This is a genomic window from Agromyces cerinus (genome assembly GCF_016907835.1).
Taxonomy (GTDB): domain Bacteria; phylum Actinomycetota; class Actinomycetes; order Actinomycetales; family Microbacteriaceae; genus Agromyces; species Agromyces nitratus.
The window spans coordinates 669,225-686,192 of sequence record NZ_JAFBCT010000001.1 but is presented as its reverse complement, the minus strand read 5'-3'; the positions used below and the strand labels follow the sequence as shown (position 1 = coordinate 686,192).

General features: G+C 69.7%; 15 protein-coding genes. 9 read left to right on the top strand and 6 right to left on the bottom strand.

Annotation, left to right across the window (positions count from 1 at the left end; all coding sequences use genetic code 11):
* Positions 1-201: 201 nt before the first annotated feature.
* The gene (locus JOE59_RS03185; protein WP_204458906.1) at positions 202-1,275 is read left to right on the top strand and encodes a VanZ family protein; all 1,074 of its coding nucleotides are present in this window, start codon (positions 202-204) and stop codon (positions 1,273-1,275) included.
* Here the strand turns inward: JOE59_RS03185 and JOE59_RS03180 are convergent.
* Positions 1,259-1,555, bottom strand: coding sequence for a hypothetical protein (locus JOE59_RS03180; RefSeq protein ID WP_204458905.1), 297 nt, complete (start codon positions 1,553-1,555; stop codon positions 1,259-1,261). The two genes, JOE59_RS03185 and JOE59_RS03180, sit on opposite strands and share 17 nt — an antisense overlap.
* Before the next feature lie 127 nt (positions 1,556-1,682).
* Between JOE59_RS03180 and JOE59_RS03175 the strand changes: the two genes are divergently transcribed.
* Both JOE59_RS03175 and JOE59_RS03170 read left to right on the top strand, forming a co-directional pair.
* Positions 1,683-1,847 (top strand): DUF8730 family Cys-rich protein, encoded by a 165-nt coding sequence (locus tag JOE59_RS03175; protein WP_376926925.1) that lies wholly within the window; start codon positions 1,683-1,685, stop codon positions 1,845-1,847.
* 169 nt (positions 1,848-2,016) lie between these two features.
* Positions 2,017-3,672: a thiamine pyrophosphate-binding protein gene (locus tag JOE59_RS03170; RefSeq protein WP_204458904.1), complete on the top strand. Its 1,656-nt coding sequence runs from the start codon at positions 2,017-2,019 to the stop codon at positions 3,670-3,672.
* A 73-nt stretch (positions 3,673-3,745) separates the two neighbouring features.
* Here JOE59_RS03170 and JOE59_RS03165 read toward each other — a convergent pair whose 3' ends face one another.
* Positions 3,746-5,134 (bottom strand): MFS transporter, encoded by a 1,389-nt coding sequence (locus tag JOE59_RS03165; protein WP_204458903.1) that lies wholly within the window; start codon positions 5,132-5,134, stop codon positions 3,746-3,748.
* A gap of 176 nt (positions 5,135-5,310) precedes the next feature.
* Here JOE59_RS03165 and hpaH point away from each other — a divergent pair, with 176 nt between their 5' ends.
* From hpaH to hpaD, 6 genes are all read left to right on the top strand, one after another.
* The gene (gene hpaH, locus JOE59_RS03160) at positions 5,311-6,096 is read left to right on the top strand and encodes a 2-oxo-hept-4-ene-1,7-dioate hydratase (RefSeq protein WP_204458902.1); all 786 of its coding nucleotides are present in this window, start codon (positions 5,311-5,313) and stop codon (positions 6,094-6,096) included.
* Positions 6,087-6,887: an aldolase/citrate lyase family protein gene (locus JOE59_RS03155; protein ID WP_465252467.1), complete on the top strand. Its 801-nt coding sequence runs from the start codon at positions 6,087-6,089 to the stop codon at positions 6,885-6,887. Before hpaH ends, JOE59_RS03155 begins: the two co-directional genes overlap by 10 nt.
* Before the next feature lie 75 nt (positions 6,888-6,962).
* The gene (locus tag JOE59_RS03150; protein WP_204458901.1) at positions 6,963-8,462 is read left to right on the top strand and encodes a fumarylacetoacetate hydrolase family protein; all 1,500 of its coding nucleotides are present in this window, start codon (positions 6,963-6,965) and stop codon (positions 8,460-8,462) included.
* Positions 8,459-9,148 (top strand): GntR family transcriptional regulator, encoded by a 690-nt coding sequence (locus JOE59_RS03145; RefSeq protein WP_204458900.1) that lies wholly within the window; start codon positions 8,459-8,461, stop codon positions 9,146-9,148. Before JOE59_RS03150 ends, JOE59_RS03145 begins: the two co-directional genes overlap by 4 nt.
* 52 nt (positions 9,149-9,200) lie before the next feature.
* Positions 9,201-10,697 (top strand): 5-carboxymethyl-2-hydroxymuconate semialdehyde dehydrogenase, encoded by a 1,497-nt coding sequence (gene hpaE, locus JOE59_RS03140; RefSeq protein ID WP_204458899.1) that lies wholly within the window; start codon positions 9,201-9,203, stop codon positions 10,695-10,697.
* Between the two features lie 46 nt (positions 10,698-10,743).
* Positions 10,744-11,886, top strand: a complete 1,143-nt coding sequence (gene hpaD, locus JOE59_RS03135) for a 3,4-dihydroxyphenylacetate 2,3-dioxygenase (protein ID WP_204458898.1) — start codon at positions 10,744-10,746, stop codon at positions 11,884-11,886.
* Positions 11,887-12,000: 114 nt separating this feature from the next.
* Here hpaD and JOE59_RS03130 read toward each other — a convergent pair whose 3' ends face one another.
* Genes JOE59_RS03130 through JOE59_RS03115 form a run of 4 tightly spaced genes read right to left on the bottom strand, consistent with a single transcriptional unit; the run spans position 12,001 to position 16,947 of the window.
* Positions 12,001-13,746 (bottom strand): glycoside hydrolase family 36 protein, encoded by a 1,746-nt coding sequence (locus JOE59_RS03130; protein ID WP_204458897.1) that lies wholly within the window; start codon positions 13,744-13,746, stop codon positions 12,001-12,003.
* Between the two features lie 11 nt (positions 13,747-13,757).
* Positions 13,758-14,603, bottom strand: coding sequence for a carbohydrate ABC transporter permease (locus JOE59_RS03125; RefSeq protein ID WP_179550722.1), 846 nt, complete (start codon positions 14,601-14,603; stop codon positions 13,758-13,760).
* The gene (locus JOE59_RS18650; RefSeq protein WP_204458896.1) at positions 14,600-15,541 is read right to left on the bottom strand and encodes a carbohydrate ABC transporter permease; all 942 of its coding nucleotides are present in this window, start codon (positions 15,539-15,541) and stop codon (positions 14,600-14,602) included. The genes JOE59_RS03125 and JOE59_RS18650 overlap by 4 nt, the downstream gene beginning before the upstream one ends.
* Positions 15,542-15,597: 56 nt before the next feature.
* Positions 15,598-16,947: an ABC transporter substrate-binding protein gene (locus JOE59_RS03115; RefSeq protein WP_204458895.1), complete on the bottom strand. Its 1,350-nt coding sequence runs from the start codon at positions 16,945-16,947 to the stop codon at positions 15,598-15,600.
* Positions 16,948-16,968 lie beyond the last annotated feature (21 nt).

Sequence of the window (16,968 nt, the reverse complement as noted above, 5' to 3'; positions counted from 1 at the left end):
TCGAACGTGCGGAGGGCGTCGTCGACCAGTGTCCTCGCGGGCGAGCCTGCCGGTGGGCAGCATCGGCCGCATTCTCTTCCGGGGATGGGTCGATTCTACGGATGTCTCGCTGCGGACGCCCTGTACACGGAGTCGAGTGCGGCCGCGACGACCCGACGCCGCGGCTTCGGATCCTGTCGGATGCGTTCGTAGACTCTCGGAGTGGATCGCATCATGCCGGGGGTCATCGCCGTCCTGTTCGGCTCGATGGCGCTCATCGTCGTCTTCGTGCCGCTCGTCGCGCTCAGCTACCGTCGCCGGGGCGGATTCTCCGCCATGCGGATGATCGGGTGGGTCGCGCTGCTCTTCTACGTGATGGGACTCTGGGCGTACACGCTGCTGCCGCTCCCCGACGGCGACGACTTCCGGTGCGTCGGCGTGGTGCTGAACCCGCTCGAGGACGTCGTCGACATCGCCCGCCTGCAGGCCGAGCACGGCGGCTCGCTGCTCGCGAACGCGGCTGTGCAGCAGCTCGCACTCAACGTGCTGCTCTTCCTGCCGCTCGGATTCTTCGTGCGAGCCCTGTTCGACCGCGGCATCGCCGTCGCGATCGCCGCCGGAGCGCTCGTGTCCTTCACGATCGAGCTCACCCAGTTGACCGGGGTCTGGGGGGTCTTCCACTGCGCGTACCGCGTGTTCGACACGGGCGACCTGGTGTCGAACACGGTCGGCGCGGCTCTGGGGTCGCTCGCGGCGCTCCTGGTGGTGCGCCGCGGCCGGGGCGACGGCTCGGCCGCCGTCGCACGCCCGGTCACGACGGGCCGACGCCTGCTCGCGATGCTCGTCGACCTCGCGAGCGTGTGGCTCACCGCGGCTGGCCTCTCGGTCGCCGTGAACGCCGCGATCCTCGTGCTGTCCGGTCGCGAGACCCTGCTCGAGTGGTCCGCTGCGGTCGCGGCGTCGGCGACCGTCGTGGCGATCGGCGCCCAGGCGATCTCGGTCCTCACCGGCGGAGTGACCCTCGGTGAGCGGGCCGTGTTGATCGACGCCCGCGAGCACCGAACGCCCCGATGGCTCTGGCGCGTCGTGCGCTTCCTCGCGGGCATCGGCGGCTACAGCCTGCTCCTGCTCATCGACCCCGTCGGCGGGCCGGCAGCGGCGGTGCTCGCCGTTGCGAGCCTCGTCGCAGCATTCACGACGCGCGGGCATCGCGGCCTCGGGCAGGCCGCGGCCGGCATGGACGCGTTCGACCGGGTGGCCGGGCGTGAGTCCGAAGACCTCAGTACGTCTCGATGAAGGAGAGTCGCATCGACGCGACGCGGTCGGGCAGCCCCTCGAAGACCGCTGCGCGCTCGGGCGAGGTCTTGTAGGCGGCATCCACCCGCTCGAACTCGGCGGCGTCGCCCGGCACGCTCACGGCCCACGTGAACTCGTTCGTCTCGGGCGAGCCGTAGGCGAACTCGATGGCGAACCCCTTCGCGGGGCGGAGCACGGGCATGGCCTCCCGCCACCACGCGACGAACTCCTCGTAGAGTCCGTCGACGATCACGTACTGGCGCAGCTGGGTGGTCTTCACCCGACCATCATGCCGTGCGTGGGACGGTCGGTCGCGCCGGGATGCTGTCGGCGATCTCCCAGCCGAGCGCCTGAAAGAATACCCCCAGGGTATTCACCCGCCTCCCCGAGAGAACGGAACCGACGGAATGTGCCGAGCAGTGACCTGCAAGACGTGCGGCAAGACCACGTGGGCCGGCTGCGGCCAGCACGTCGACTCGGTGATGCGCGGCGTTCCGCGGGGCGACCGGTGCACCGGCCACGAGAACGACCCGGCCGAGCCCGGCTTCTTCGCCCGGCTCTTCGGCCGCTGAGCTCCGAGACCGACCGCACCGCGCCGTTGCGCTAGGCTGCTCATCGTCCAGGCGCCCTGTTGCGCCGGTGCTCGAAAAAAGGGCACGAAGCCGAACCGCGGGTGATCCCCGCCGTCGTGCGAGACATATACGGAATCCTCCTCCGTCTTCGTCTCGAATGGACACCGCCATGTCTTCGGTCTCCGCGCACGTCGCGCACGCCCTCTCCGCCCACATCGACCACGTCTTCGGCGTCATGGGGAACGGCAACGCCTACTTCCTCGACACGATCGAACGCGCCACGGATGCCTCGTTCACCGCCGTTCGCCACGAGGCGGGCGGCGTCGTGGCGGCCGACGCGCACTATCGCGCCTCGAACCGCATCGCCGCCGCGACCTCGACCTACGGTGCCGGGTTCACGAACACCCTCACGTCGCTCGCCGAGGCGGCGCAGGCCCGGGTCCCCCTCGTGCTCGTGGTCGGCGACGAGCCGACCTCCGGCCGTCGCCCCTGGGACGTCGACCAGATCGCCCTCGCTTCGGCGGTCGGCGCCCGCACCTACACGGTCGGCCGCACCGACGCGCAGGCGACGACGATCATCGCGATCGAGCACGCGCTGGCGTACCGGATGCCGGTGGTGCTCGCGATCCCCTACGACGTCGCCGCCGCCGAAGCGGGCGCCCTGCACGAGGCGACGAGCCCGCGACGTCCCGCGCCGCTCGCGCCGGCCGGGGAGTTCGCGCACCGCCAGATCGCTGAGATCGCGCTCGCACTCGCAGGCGCGAGCCGGCCGTTCCTGCTCGCGGGACGCGGTGCCTGGCTCGCCGGCGCCGGTGAGGTGCTCGGCGAGCTCGCCGCCGCCACGGGTGCAGTGACCGCCTCGACCGCGCTCGGCCGCGGAGTGTTCCCCGACGCCCGCCACGACCTCGGCGTCTCGGGCGGGTTCGGCGCCGATCGCGCGATGGAACTCGTGCGCGAGGCCGATGTGGCCGTCGTCTTCGGCGCGTCGCTGAACCAGTTCACGATGCGCTTCGGCGAGCTGTTCGCCCCGGGCACCCGCGTGTTCCAGGTCGACGTCGCATCGTCTGCCACCCACCCGAACGTGGGCGGCTACGTGCGTGGCGACGCCGCACTCGTGGCCCGCGCGATCGTCGATGAGCTCGAGAGGGTCGGTGCGGAGTCCTCCAGCTGGCGCGAGTCGATCGATGCGACCGCCCTGCGGGCGTACGAACCGGGCGACGATCTCGCCGCCGACGGCCGACTCGACCCGCGCAGCACCGCGCGCCGCATCGCTGATCTCCTGCCCGAGGATCGCGTCGTCGTCTCCGACGGCGGACACTTCATCGGGTGGGCGAACATGTACTGGCCGGTCGCCTCGCCCGACCGCATGATGATGGTCGGCACGGCGTTCCAGTCGATCGGGCAGGGCTTCCCGAGTGTCGCCGGGGCCGCGGCGGCCAAGCCCGAGGCCACGGTCGTGCTCACGACGGGAGACGGCGGCGGGCTCATGGCGATCGCCGACCTCGAGACGGCCGTGCGTACCGCAGGCGGTCGCGGCGTCGCGGTCGTCTGGAACGACGCCGCATACGGCGCCGAGGTGAACCTCTACGGCTTGAAGGGCCTCGCCGAGGCCCCGATGCTGATTCCCGAGGTCGACTTCGCGGCCGCGGCCGCGGCGTTCGGGGCCGAGGGAGTGGTCGTGCGCAGCCTCTCCGACCTCGACCGGCTCGCCGACTGGGCGGCGACGCCCGTGGCAGAGCGCCGCTTCCTCCTGCTCGACTGCCGCATCTCGGGCGCCGTCGTCGCGCCCTACCAGGAGGAGATCGTGCGCGTGAACTCGCGCTGACCGCTCGGCTCCGCGAACAACGGATGCCCCGGCGGGAAGGTTCCCGCCGGGGCATCCGCGTCTCGATTGCCGGTTACTTCACGCCGTAGATGGCGCTCGCCGACTGCTCCGCCTCGTGGTCGGGGCCGAGCGGGATGCCGGTGCGGTCCTTCAGCAGCAGGGTCGCGATGAAGGCGACGACCATGATGCCCGCGATGTAGAACGCGACGGACGTCGCGGAGCCGGTGGCCTGCACGAGCGCCGCCGAGATCATCGGGGCGAAGGCGCCGCCGAGGATCGCGCCGAGGGCGTAGGTGATCGAGACGCCCGAGTAGCGGATCGACGCCGGGAACAGCTCGGTGAAGTACGCGGCCTGCTGCCCGTAGGTGAAGCCGTTGCCGATCGTGAAGAGCGCGAGGCCGGCGAAGAGCAGCCAGACGTTGCCGGTGTTCACGAGCGGGAACAGCAGGAACACCGTGGAGAGGAAGGCGATCCAGCCGATGATGTAGGTGTTGCGGCGGCCGATCCGGTCGGAGACCGAGCCGGCGATCCACGTGACGATCATCCAGACGACGGCCGACCCCGCGACCGCGAGCAGCACGGGGGTGCGCTCCATGCCGACGAGGCCGCCGTCGGCGACCGGCGTGGTGGCGTAGTTCTGGATGTAGCCGCCGGTGGTCATGTAACCCGCGGCGTTGTTGCCGGCGAAGGTCAGCGCGGCGAGGATCACGAGCAGCCAGTGGCGCTTGAAGAGCTGGGCGATGGGCGTCTTCGTCTGCTCCTTGCGGGCGGCGATCTCGGTGAAGACCGGGCTCTCGTCGACCGACCGGCGCACGATCATGCCGACGATGATGAGCACGAAACTCAGCAGGAACGGGATGCGCCAGCCCCACTCGAGGAACGCGTCGCCGGGCGAGATGACACCCGTCATGAGCGCGAGCACGCCCGAGGCGAGCAGCAGGCCGATCGGCACGCCGATCTGCGGGAAGGCGCCGTAGCGTCCCCGCTTGCCGTCGGGCGCGTGCTCGACCGCCATGAGCACGGCGCCGCCCCACTCACCGCCCGTGGAGAGGCCCTGCAGGATGCGCAGGAGCACGAGGAGGATCGGCGCGAGGATGCCGACCTGCTCGTAGGTGGGCAGCACGCCGATGAGGGTCGTGGCCGCGCCCATGAGCACGAGCGTCACGACGAGCATCGCCTTGCGGCCGATCTTGTCGCCGAAGTGACCGGCGAGGAAGGCGCCGAGCGGCCGGAAGAGGAAGCTCACGCCGATCGTCGCGAACGACAGGATCGTCGCGAACTCGGGGCCGGCGGGGGCGAAGAAGAGCACCTGGAAGACGAGGCCTGCGGCGCTCGCGTACAGGAAGAAGTCGTACCACTCGATGGTGGTGCCGATCACGGTGGCGAATGCGACGCGGCGGAGTTCGCGGCGCCTCGCGTCGGTCTGGGCGGGCGCAGTGGCGGGGGCGGATGTCGTGGTCATGCGGGGGCGACTCCTCTGTCGTGTCCGCGGTCAGGGGCAGCTCGTCGTCGAGCCCGAGACGAGCTATCCGGTCATGATATACGATTTCAAATACGAATATGGCTCGGGATGCCACCGGGCACGACCGGTCATATACGATCACCTCGGGACCCCTCGACGACGAAGTGGAGCACATATTGCTGGACCAGACCAGGATCGAAGCGATCGCCGACGAACTCGTCACGGCCCATCACGACCGAAGCACCGTGCCGCTCCTCACCGCCAGGAATCCCGGCATGACCGTCGACGACGCCTACGCCGTGCAGAGCGTCTGGGCGAGCCGGCGCCAGGCTGACGGTGCGCGCCTCGTCGGCCGCAAGATCGGCCTCACCTCGAAGGTCATGCAGGTCGCCACCGGCATCACCGAGCCCGATTACGGGGTCATCTTCGACGACATGGTCGTCGAGTCCGGGACATCCGTCGAATTCGACCGCTTCTCGAACGTGCGCATCGAGGTCGAGCTCGCCTTCGTGCTCGCCAAGCCCCTGCAGGGCCCGGATGTCACGATCTTCGACGTGCTCGACGCCACCGCCTACGTCGTGCCGGCGCTCGAGATCCTGAACTCGCACATCGAGATGCAGGGCCGCACGATCGTCGACACCATCTCCGACAACGCCGCGATGGGCGCCATGGTGGTCGGCGGCCGGCCCGTGAAGGTCGACGACGTCGACCTCCGCTGGGTCTCGGCCCTGCTCTACCGAAACCAGACGATCGAGGAGTCGGGCGTCGCCGCAGCGGTGCTCGGCCACCCCGCCATGGGCGTCGCCTGGCTCGCGAACAAGCTCGCCCAGCACGACCAGTCGCTCGAGGCGGGCGAGATCATCCTCGCCGGGTCGTTCACCCGGCCCATGTGGGTCGAGCGCGGCGACACCGTGCATGCCGACTACGGACAGCTGGGAGCAGTCACGTGCCGATTCGAATGAACCTCCCCGAGACGATCACGGCCCGCATCGCGGCATCCGATCGCCCGCTCGTGGGCATGTGGGTGTGCTCGGGCAGCCCGATCATGGCCGAGATCGCGGCGGGCAGCGGCCTCGACTGGGTGCTCATCGACGCCGAGCACTCCCCCAACGGGCTCGAGTCGATCCTCGCGCAGCTCTACGCCGTGTCGGCCTACCCGGTCGCGCCCGTCGTGCGCCCGCCGATCGGCGACACGGTGCTGATCAAGCAGTACCTCGACCTCGGCGTGCAGAACCTGCTCGTGCCGATGGTCGACTCGGCCGCACAGGCCGCCGAGCTCGCGCGGGCGGTGCGCTACCCCTCCGACGGCGTGCGCGGCGTCGGCGCCGCCCTCGCCCGCTCGTCGCGCTGGAACCGGGTCGACCGGTACCTGCACGACGCCGCGTCGACGATCAGCCTCACCGTGCAGATCGAGTCGGCGACCGCCGTCGCGGTCGTCGAGGAGATCGCCGCGGTCGACGGCGTCGACGCCCTGTTCATCGGCCCCGCCGACCTCGCGGCCTCGATGGGGCTGATCGGCCAGCAGTCGCACCCCGACGTCGTCGAGGGCGTGCTGCGGTCGATCCGCGCGGGGATCGCGGCGGGCAAGCCCGTCGGCGTCAACGCATTCGTGCCCGCCGACGCTGAGCGCTACCTCGCCGCCGGCGCATCGTTCGTCTCCGTCGGCGCTGATGTCGCGATCGTCGCTCGCGCCTCGGAGGCGCTCGCCGACCGCTTCATCCCGGCGGATGGCTCGACCCGCGCGAGTTACTGACGAGCCGGTGCGTGCCCCGCTCGACAGCCTGCGCCAGATCGTATATCATTTCAGATATCTAGAGACGAGGACAATTTGACCTCCGGAATCGCCACCCCCGGCAAGATCATCGCCGTGCACCTCAACTACCCCTCACGGGCGGCGCAGCGCGGCCGCACGCCCGCCCAGCCGAGCTACTTCCTGAAGCCGGCCTCCTCGCTCGCCCCCACCGGCGCGACGCTCGAACGCCCCGCAGGCACCGAGCTGCTCGCCTTCGAGGGCGAGATCGCGATCATCATCGGCGAGCCCGCCCGGCGCGTCTCCCCTGCCGACGGATGGAAGCACGTGGCATCCGTCACGGCCGCCGACGACTTCGGCCTCTACGACCTGCGCGCCGCCGACAAGGGCTCGAACGTGCGCTCGAAGGGCGGCGACGGATTCACCCCCCTCGGCCCGACCGTGATCCCCGCAGCGGGCATCGGCGAGGGCGACTGGCGCGTGCGAACCTGGGTGAACGGGCAGCTCGTGCAGGAGGACACCTCCGACACGCTGCTCTTCCCCTTCGGCCGGCTCGTCGCCGACCTCTCGCAGCTCATGACCCTCGAGACCGGTGACGTGATCCTCACCGGCACGCCCGCCGGCTCCTCGGTCGTGCTGCCCGGCGATGTCGTCGAGGTCGAGGTCGATGCCCCGGGCGCCCCGGGTGCACCGACGACCGGGCGACTCGTGACGACCATCACGCAGGGCGAAGCCGAGTTCGGCGACTTCGGCACGAAACCCGCCACCGACGACCTCCAGCGCGTCGAAGCCTGGGGCAGCGACGAGGAGCTCGCCGCGGCCGTCGCCGCCGGCCGCGCATCGGCCCCGGCCACCGCAGCGTCTCCCGCGGCTCCCGCATTCGAGCTCACCGACGAACTGCGCGCCGACTTCGGCCGCGTCGCCGTCGCGACCCTCTCGGTCGTGCTCCGCAAGCGCGGCTACCACGACATCTTCATCGAGGGCGTCGCCGCCAACCACCCCGGGGACCGCATCGTCGGCCGGGCGAAGACGCTCCGGTTCATCCCGTTCCGCCCCGACCTCTTCCAGAGCCACGGCGGCGGGTTCAACGCGCAGAAGCTCGCCTTCGACACCGTCGCGCCCGGCGAGGTGCTCGTGGTCGAGGCCCGCGGCGAACGCGGCACCGGCACCGTCGGCGACGTGCTCGCCCTCCGCGCCCAGATGCGCGGCGCCGCCGGCATCGTCACCGACGGCGGCGTCCGCGACTTCGACGCCGTCGCCGGGTTCGAGATCCCCGTGTTCTCGCAGGGCGCGCACCCCTCGGTGCTCGGCCGACGCCACGTGCCGTGGGAGGTCGACGTCACGATCGCCTGCGGCGGCGCAGCCGTGCAGCCCGGCGACGTCATCGTGGGCGACGGCGACGGCGTCATCGTGATCCCGCCGCAACTCGTCGAGGAGGTGCTCGCCGAGGCACTCGAACAGGAGCGGCAGGAAGCGTACGTCGCCGAGCAGGTTGCTGCCGGGGCATCCGTCGACGGGCTCTTCCCCATGAATGCCGAGTGGCTCGCCCGCTATCGCGCCGCACAGGAGGCATCATGACCCCCCAGGCGCAGACCGAGCGCTCGACCGAGAGCAAGTCGCAGCAGGCGTACCGCTTCATCCGCACCCGCATCGATGACGGTCGCTACGTGCCCGGCTACCGGCTCGTACTCGGCGCCATCGCGCGCGAGCTCGACGTCTCGGTCGTGCCGGTGCGCGAGGCGATCCGCCTGCTCGAGGCCGAGGGGCTCGTGACCTTCGAGCGCAACGTCGGCGCCCAGGTCGCCCTCATCAAGGAGACCGAGTACCTGCACACGATGGAGACGCTCGCGCTCGTCGAAGGAGCCGCGACCGCACTCTCGGCGCCGTTCATCTCCCCCGACCACATCGCGCGAGCGCGCGAGATCAACGAGCGGATGCGTCGCACCCTCGACGACTTCGAACCGACGCGCTTCACCGAACTCAACCTCGAATTCCACGCCGTGCTCTTCGAGGAGTGCCCGAACCCGCACATCCTCGACCTCGTGCACCGCGGGTGGAACCGCATGACGGTGCTGCGCGACTCCTCGTTCAGCTTCGTACCCGGCCGCGCGCACGAGTCGGTCGAGGAGCACGAGCGCATCCTCGCGCTCATCGAAGAGGGCGCCGACGCCCTCGAGATCGAGCTCGCCGCGCGGCGCCACCGCACCGCGACACTCGACGCCGTGCTCGCCGCGCAGTCGCGGCACCCGCTGCCCGCGCCCTGACCGTCCCCTTCCCCGAAACGCTTCCCTGCCGACGAACCGAAAGCCGCATGACATGACGCACTACATCCCCGAAGACCTGCCCGACCGCATCCGCCACTTCATCGACGGCGAGTTCGTCGACTCCGTCGGCGGCGAGACGTTCGACGTGCTCGACCCCGTGTCGAACGAGACCTACGTGCAGGCGGCCGCCGGACAGCAGGCCGACATCGACCTCGCCGTCGCCGCGGCGAAGCGCGCATTCGACGAGGGCCCCTGGCCCCGCATGCTCCCTCGCCAGCGCTCGCGCGTGCTGCACCGCATCGCCGACCTCATCGAGGCCCGCGACGCCCGCCTCGCCGAGCTCGAGACCTTCGACACGGGCCTGCCGATCACGCAGGCGCTCGGCCAGGCACAGCGCGCCGCCGAGAACTTCCGGTTCTTCGCCGACCTCATCGTCGCCCAGCGCGACGACACCTACAAGGTGCCCGGTCGCCAGGTGAACTACGTGAACCGCAAGCCGATCGGCGTCGCCGGCCTCATCACGCCGTGGAACACGCCGTTCATGCTCGAGTCGTGGAAGCTCGCCCCCGCGCTCGCGACCGGCAACACGGTCGTCCTGAAGCCCGCCGAGTTCACGCCGCTGTCGGCGTCGCTCTGGGCCGAGATCTTCCGCGAGGCCGGCGTGCCCGACGGCGTCTTCAACCTCGTCAACGGCCTCGGTGAAGAAGCGGGCGACGCGCTCGTCAAGCACCCCGACGTGCCCCTCATCTCGTTCACCGGCGAGAGCCGCACCGGCCAGATCATCTTCGGCAACGCGGCCCCGTTCCTGAAGGGCCTCTCGATGGAGCTCGGCGGCAAGTCCCCCGCCGTCGTCTTCGCCGACGCCGACATCGAATCCGCGCTCGACGCGACCGTCTTCGGCGTGTTCTCGCTGAACGGCGAGCGCTGCACCGCCGGTTCGCGCGTGCTCGTCGAGCGCCCGATCTACGAGGACTTCGTCGCCCGCTATGCGGCGCGCGCGAAGAACATCGTCGTCGGCGACCCGCACGACCCGAAGACCGAGGTCGGGGCGCTCGTGCACCCCGAGCACTACGAGAAGGTCATGTCGTACGTCGAGATCGGCAAGGGCGAGGGCCGCCTCGTCGCCGGCGGCGGCCGCCCCGAGGGCCTCGACACCGGCAACTACGTGGCCCCCACGGTGTTCGCGGATGTCTCGCCCGACGCCCGCATCTTCCAGGAGGAGATCTTCGGGCCCGTCGTCGCGATCACGCCGTTCGACACCGACGACGAGGCGCTCGAGCTCGCGAACAACACCCGCTACGGGCTCGCCGCCTACATCTGGACGAACGACCTCAAGCGCGCCCACAACTTCGCCCAGTCGGTCGAGGCCGGAATGGTGTGGCTGAACTCGAACAACGTGCGCGACCTCCGCACCCCCTTCGGCGGTGTCAAGGCGTCGGGCCTCGGACACGAGGGCGGCTACCGCTCGATCGACTTCTACACCGACCAGCAGGCCGTGCACATCACCCTCAACGAGGCGCACTCGCCGCGCTTCGGCACCTCCAAGTAGCGGCACCGGCCCCGCGACATCCGCTCAGAGAAGAGAAGGCACCACCATGACCGAACCCGTCATCACCCCCGATTCGCCCGAACCCGTCGTGACCGCCACCGACCCGGTACCCGTGCCGGTCAACCGCATCCCGACGCCGAAGGCACCCGCGCCCGACATCCTGCGCTGCGCGTACATGGAGCTCGTCGTCACCGATCTCGAGGCCAGCCGCAAGTTCTACGTCGACGTGCTCGATCTCATCGTGACCGAGGAGGACGAGAACACCGTCTACCTCCGCTCCTTCGAGGAGTTCATCCACCACAACCTCGTGCTCCGCAAGGGCCCCGTGGCCGCCGTCGCCGCGTTCAGCTACCGTGTGCGCAGCCCTGAAGACCTCGACAAGGCGGTCGCCTTCTACGAGGAGCTCGGCTGCCGTGTCGAGCGCCGCGCCGAGGGCTGGACGAAGGGCATCGGCGACTCCGTGCGCGTCGAGGACCCGCTGGGCTTCCCGTACGAGTTCTTCTACGACGTCGAGCACGTCGAGCGGCTCGCGTGGCGCTACGACCTCTACACGCCGGGTGCGCTCGTGCGCCTCGACCACTTCAACCAGGTCACGCCCGACGTGCCCCGAGCCGTCGCCTACATGGAGGACCTCGGCTTCCGCGTCACGGAGGACATCCAGGACGAGGCGGGCACCACGTACGCGGCCTGGATGCGCCGCAAGCCCACCGTGCACGACACCGCCATGACCGGTGGCGACGGCCCGCGCATGCACCACGTCGCGTTCGCAACGCACGAGAAGCACAACATCATCGCGATCTGCGACAAGCTCGGCGCCCTGCGCCGCTCCGACGCCATCGAGCGCGGCCCGGGCCGCCACGGCGTCTCGAACGCCTTCTACCTGTACCTGCGCGACCCCGACGGCCACCGCGTCGAGATCTACACGCAGGACTACTACACGGGCGACCCCGACAACCCCGTCGTCACGTGGGACGTGCACGACAACCAGCGGCGCGACTGGTGGGGCAACCCCGTCGTGCCGAGCTGGTACACGGATGCCTCGCTGGTGCTCGACCTCGACGGCAACCCGAAGGCCGTGGTCGCCCGCACCGACTCCTCCGAGATGGAGGTCACCATCGGCGCCGACGGCTTCTCGTACACCCGAAAGGGCGACGAGGAGCAGGGCTTCAAGCTCGGCAACACGCTCTGACCGCCCGCTACGCGATGACGCCGCCCGGCGCCCGGATCTCCGGGCACCGGGCGGCGTTCGCGTGTTCCAGGGCGTGCCGCGTGCCGCACGGGACCTGGATGCCCGGACTCGACCTCAGCCGATCGCGAGCTCCGCGATCGACCACGGCGGCACCGGCAGGAAGCCCTGCGCCGTCAGCTCGACGGAGATCGACTCCACGCCGCGCGCCTCGCCCGTGAGGACCGTGAGCCCGGCCGTCGCCGGCGTCGACGCGCTGCTCCGGTAGGCGAGCTGTCCCGACCCCGACGCGTTCAGCACGACGAGTCGGCGCACCCCGTCGAGGTCGAGGTCGAGGATGCTGGCCCCGTAGGCCACGACGAGGAGCGTGTCGCCGAGCCGGGCGGCCGCCGTCTGATAGCCGTCGATCGGCAGGCCCGCGGTGATCTCGCCGTCGAGCAGCACGTCGCGCAGCTCGCGCCACACCCGGAGCACCGCGGCGACCTCGGCACGGTGCGCCGCCGGGAGCGACACCAGCGGCATCGAGATCTGGGGCACGCCGAAGAACGCGCCGAACAACTGCCGCACCGGGGCATCGGACGGCGCCGTCGGATCCCACATGATGGGGTCGGCGTGCACGATCTGCCCGTTCGCGAGCAGGCGCAGGTCGAGGATCGACCGGCGGTTCTGGACCGCGTCGGCCGGGCAGTCGTCGGCACGCACCACGTCGGCGTACGACGCGACGGCCGGTGACACGTACGGCTGGCGGAACTCGATCAGGGCACCTGGACGCTCGAGATCGACGGCATCGGCGACGCCGCGGAGCAGCAGCGTCATCGCCTCTCCGACATCGGCGATGTCGCCCGTCGACGGCTCCCCCGCGTAGACCATGGCCGAGTTCAGGAAGTCGATCTTGAGCCCGTCGAGGTCGTAGTCGCGCACGAGCCGGGCGCATGTCTCGATGAGGGAGGCACGCACCTCCGGATGCCTCGGGTCGAGCACGCGGGTCCGGAGCGCCTCGGAGTAGTGCGGGGCGAATCGGTGCAGGCGGTCGAACGCCTCGCTCTGCTCTCCCAGCAGGAGCGGGGCGATCCACAGCACGACGTCGAGGCCCTGTGCATGGAGCCGGCCGGAGAGCGCGGCGAGGTCGGGGAACTTGACCGGGTCGGGCACCCAATCGCCACAGCCCGCATACCACCGGCCGTCGCCGAAGCGCTGCCAGCCGTCGTCGATGAAGACCGAGCGGCAGCCGAGTTCCGCCGCGACCGCGACGTCGGCCTCGATGACCTGCTCCGAGATGCGCTGCGAATGGGCGTACCAGGTCGAGTACACCGGCTCTCGCGATGCGCTCGACGCGGGACGGACCGGCAGATCGGCGCGCACGGCCTCCGAGACCGCGCGGATCGCCCGGGCGTACGGCATCGCCTCGCCCACGACCACGAGGTCGAGCCCGGACTCGAGCTCAGCGAGGCGCCCCTCGATCGGCAGGCGCACGACGAACGTCTTCTCCTCCTCGGAGACGCCGTACTGCAGCTCGCCCTCGTGCACGAGGCAGTCGAAGCCGAATGCGAGCCTGCTGCTCCCATCGGCATCGTAGAGCGCGCCGATCGGGGCGGACCGCACCGCGCTGAAGGCGTCGCGCCCTGCCCAGTCGGCGGGAAGCCCGCGGCCGCCCGAGAGCCCGGGGTTCCAGTAGCCGGCCGCGTCGCCGAGCGGCAGCTCGAGCACGATCTGGCCCTCACCCTGCACCGCGAGGCTGACCCGCACGAGCGGGCCGTCCTCGCCCCGCTCGGACACCCGCACCGAACCCCCGGTGCCGAGGCGGATGCCCCTGGGGAGCTCGGTCCACTCGATCAGCGAGAGGTGGTGGTCTTCAAGTAGCACGTGCAGGACTCCTATTGCTTGACTGCGCCGGCGAGGATGCCGGCGACGAAATGACGCTGCAGGAACAGGAAGAGCACCAGGATCGGCAGCACCGACAGGAGGGTTCCCGTCATCAGCTGGCCGTAGTCCGTGGTGCCGATGCCCTGCAGCGAGGCGAGCGAGACGGGGATGGTGAACGACTCGGGCGTGCGCAGCACGACGAGCGGGTAGACGAACTCGTTCCACTGGCCGAGGAACAGGAAGATCGCGAGGGCCGCGATCGCGGGACGCACCGTGGGCAGCACGATGCGGCTGAACACCCGGAACTCCCCCGCACCGTCGACCCGGGCGGCCTGCAGCAGCTCGTCGGGCACGGCCAGCATCGTCTGGCGCATCAGGAAGATGCCGAACGGCATCGCGAGACTCGGCAGGATCAGGGCCTGATAGGTGTCGAGCCAGCCGAGGGTCACCATGATCTGGAACAACGGCACGAGCGTCACCTGCGAGGGCAGCGCGAGCGTGACCAGCACCGCGCCGAACAGCACGCCGCGCCCGCGGAACTCGAACTTCGCGAACGCGTAGCCGGCTGCGGTGCAGACGACCAGGCCGAGCACGGTGTACACGGAAGCGATGAGCACCGAATTGCCGATCGCCCGGCCGAACAGGGTCTCAGTCAACAGGCCCGAGAGGTTGTCGAAGAACGCGGGGCCGGGCAGCAGGTTCGGCGGCGAGGCGAAGATCTCGCTCGAGGGATACGTCGTCGCGATGAGGAGCCAGTAGAACGGCAGGATCATCACGACGCTTCCAGCAGCGATCACCGTCGTCAGCACGAGTGACCTGGTGCGTCGGCCGCGGACTCCGACCAGTGCGTCGGTCATCGGGTCTTCTCCTTGAAGAGGCGGAACTGGATGAGCGAGATCACGGCGATGATGAGCGTGAGCGCATACCCGATCGCCGAGGCGTACCCGAAGTCGAAGTACCGGAACCCGTTCTGGTAGAGGTACATGCCGATCGTCAGCGTCGCGTTGTCGGGACCGCCGTTGGTCAGCACGTACGGCTCGTCGAAGAGCTGGAGCGTGCCGATCGTCGAGAGGATCACGGTGAGCAGCAGCGCGGGTCGCAGCCCGGGCATCGTGATGTTCCAGAACCGCTGCCACCCGTTGGCGCCGTCGACCTGGGCGGCTTCGTAGAGCTCACCCGGGATCGACTGGAGCTGCGCGAGGTAGATGATCGCGTTCTGACCCGTGTAGTGCCAGGTCATCGCGAGCACGATCGAGATCTTCGCCCAGAACGGGTCGACGAGCCATGGGATCGGACCGATGTCGACCGCGCCGAGCATCTCGTTGACGATGCCGTCTCCCGAGTCGAACAGCGCCCTGAAGAGGATGCCGTAGGCGACGAGGCCCATGACGATCGGAACGAAATAGCTGGTACGCCAGAACGCGCGCCATTTGAGCAGCATCGAGTTGAACGCGACCGACAGCACGATGCCGAGAGCGAGCATGAGCGGCACCTGCACCACGAGGATGAGGAACGTGTTGCCGAGCGCGGTGTAGAACAGGGGGTCCTGCGCGAGGCGGATGTAGTTGTCGAGGCCGACGAAGGCGGTGACCCCGCCGACGTTCTGCGTCAGGCTGACCCAGAAGGCGGAGAGGTACGGATAGAGCTTGAAGGCCAGGAACAACAGGATCGTGGGCAGCAGGAACAGGTACGGCGTGAGCCGGGGGTGGCCGATCGAGGAACGGCGGCGGCGGGACGGTGGACGACGACGGTCGGTGGCCGGCCGCGCGTCAACGGTCTCGAGGAGTGCATTCACGTTGGATCGCTTCGTCAGGGGGTGCGCCGGCGGGTCGCGCCGACGCACCCGGCCGGTCAGTCGGACGCGAGCTTGCGGTTCGTCTGCTGCGCCACCTGTTCGGCGGCCTCGTTCAGCGCTTCCTCGGGGTCGGCCCCCGAGAGCAGCACGCGCGTCTGCGCGTCGGTGAGGGCCTTCAGCGCCCGTGCGTAGTCGCTCGTGTAGTTGACGACGGGGGTGTCCTGCGCCAGCTCGGCGATGAAGATCGCGTTCGGCGACTGCCCGTTGAAGTACTCGCTCGGTTCGGCGAAGCCCTCGGATTCGAGCATCGGCTTGTAGCCGGGGAACATGCCTCCGCCGTCGTAGACGACCTCCTGGCCCTCGAGCGTGCCGAGCGCGAAGTTCACGAACTCCCACGCCGTGCGCTGGTTCTTGCTCTCGGTCGGAATCGAGAGGTAGGTTCCGCCGTTCACCGCCGCAGTGATGCCGCCGGGCTCGACGGCCGGTGGGAGGCGAACACCCCAGTTTCCGGCCATGTCCGGCGCCTCGTTCTCCATGACGCCGGCCATCCAGCCGCCCGACGGCATGATCGCGACGTCGGTCTCGCCACGGAGCGAGGCGAGCAGCGTGTCCCAGCTGCCCTGTTCGTCGCCGACGATGCCGAGGTCGTTCGCCTTCTTGATGAGTTCGAGGGAGTGCACGCCCGCCTCGCTGTTCATCGTGATCTCGCCCTGCTCATCGAAGTAGAACGAGCCCTGCAGTGCAGTGAGGAGCTGCCAGAGTCCGGCGGAATCGGCCGCAGACGCCGCCTTGTCCTGGTTGTAGAGGTTGACGCCGGTCTTCTCCTTGATCGTGACGCCCGCCTCGAGAAGCTGGTCCCACGTCTCGATCGAGTCGATGTCGACGCCGGCCTGCTCGAAGATGTCGGTCCGATAGAAGAAGCCGGTTGCGTTGACCTCGTACGGGATGCCGTAGACGGCTCCGTCGGCGCCGGAACCGCTCTTCCACGCCCCCGACGGGAACTCGTCGGCGAGCTCGTCTGCGCCGAAGTCGCGCAGGTCCACGAGCTCGCCGGGGAACTTCTCGACGTAGTTGCCCATGTAGTCGATGCCGATGTTCAGCACGTCGGGCAGGCCGGAGCCTCCCGCGGCCATGCCGGTCGTGATCTTCTCCCAGATCGCCGGGTTGCCGACGTCCTGCACATCGATCTCGACATCGGGATGGAGTTCCTGGAAGGCGGGAATCGCCGCCTTGAGCCCGTCACCCGGAGCATCCCACGTCCAGATCGTGATCTTGCCCGCCACTTCGCCATCGGTTGCGCTGTTGTCGGCCGATGGCGCCGAGCATCCGACGAGTGCCGCAACGGCAGCGATGGCGGTTGCTGTGACCGCCACCCCGCGTGATCGCTTGTTCAACGTGAACCTCATTGTTCGCAGTCCTTTCTCGGT

Excerpts from the sequence above, each read along its gene's own strand:
- JOE59_RS03175 (WP_376926925.1), top strand. The coding sequence starts at position 1,683 with ATGTGCCGAGCAGTGACCTGCAAGACGTGCGGCAAGACCACGTGGGCC.
- JOE59_RS03170 (WP_204458904.1), top strand. The coding sequence starts at position 2,017 with ATGTCTTCGGTCTCCGCGCACGTCGCGCACGCCCTCTCCGCCCACATC.
- JOE59_RS03165 (WP_204458903.1), bottom strand. The coding sequence starts at position 5,134 with ATGACCACGACATCCGCCCCCGCCACTGCGCCCGCCCAGACCGACGCG.
- JOE59_RS03145 (WP_204458900.1), top strand. The coding sequence starts at position 8,459 with ATGACCCCCCAGGCGCAGACCGAGCGCTCGACCGAGAGCAAGTCGCAG.
- hpaE (WP_204458899.1), top strand. The coding sequence starts at position 9,201 with ATGACGCACTACATCCCCGAAGACCTGCCCGACCGCATCCGCCACTTC.
- hpaD (WP_204458898.1), top strand. The coding sequence starts at position 10,744 with ATGACCGAACCCGTCATCACCCCCGATTCGCCCGAACCCGTCGTGACC.
- JOE59_RS03125 (WP_179550722.1), bottom strand. The coding sequence starts at position 14,603 with ATGACCGACGCACTGGTCGGAGTCCGCGGCCGACGCACCAGGTCACTC.
- JOE59_RS03115 (WP_204458895.1), bottom strand. The coding sequence starts at position 16,947 with ATGAGGTTCACGTTGAACAAGCGATCACGCGGGGTGGCGGTCACAGCA.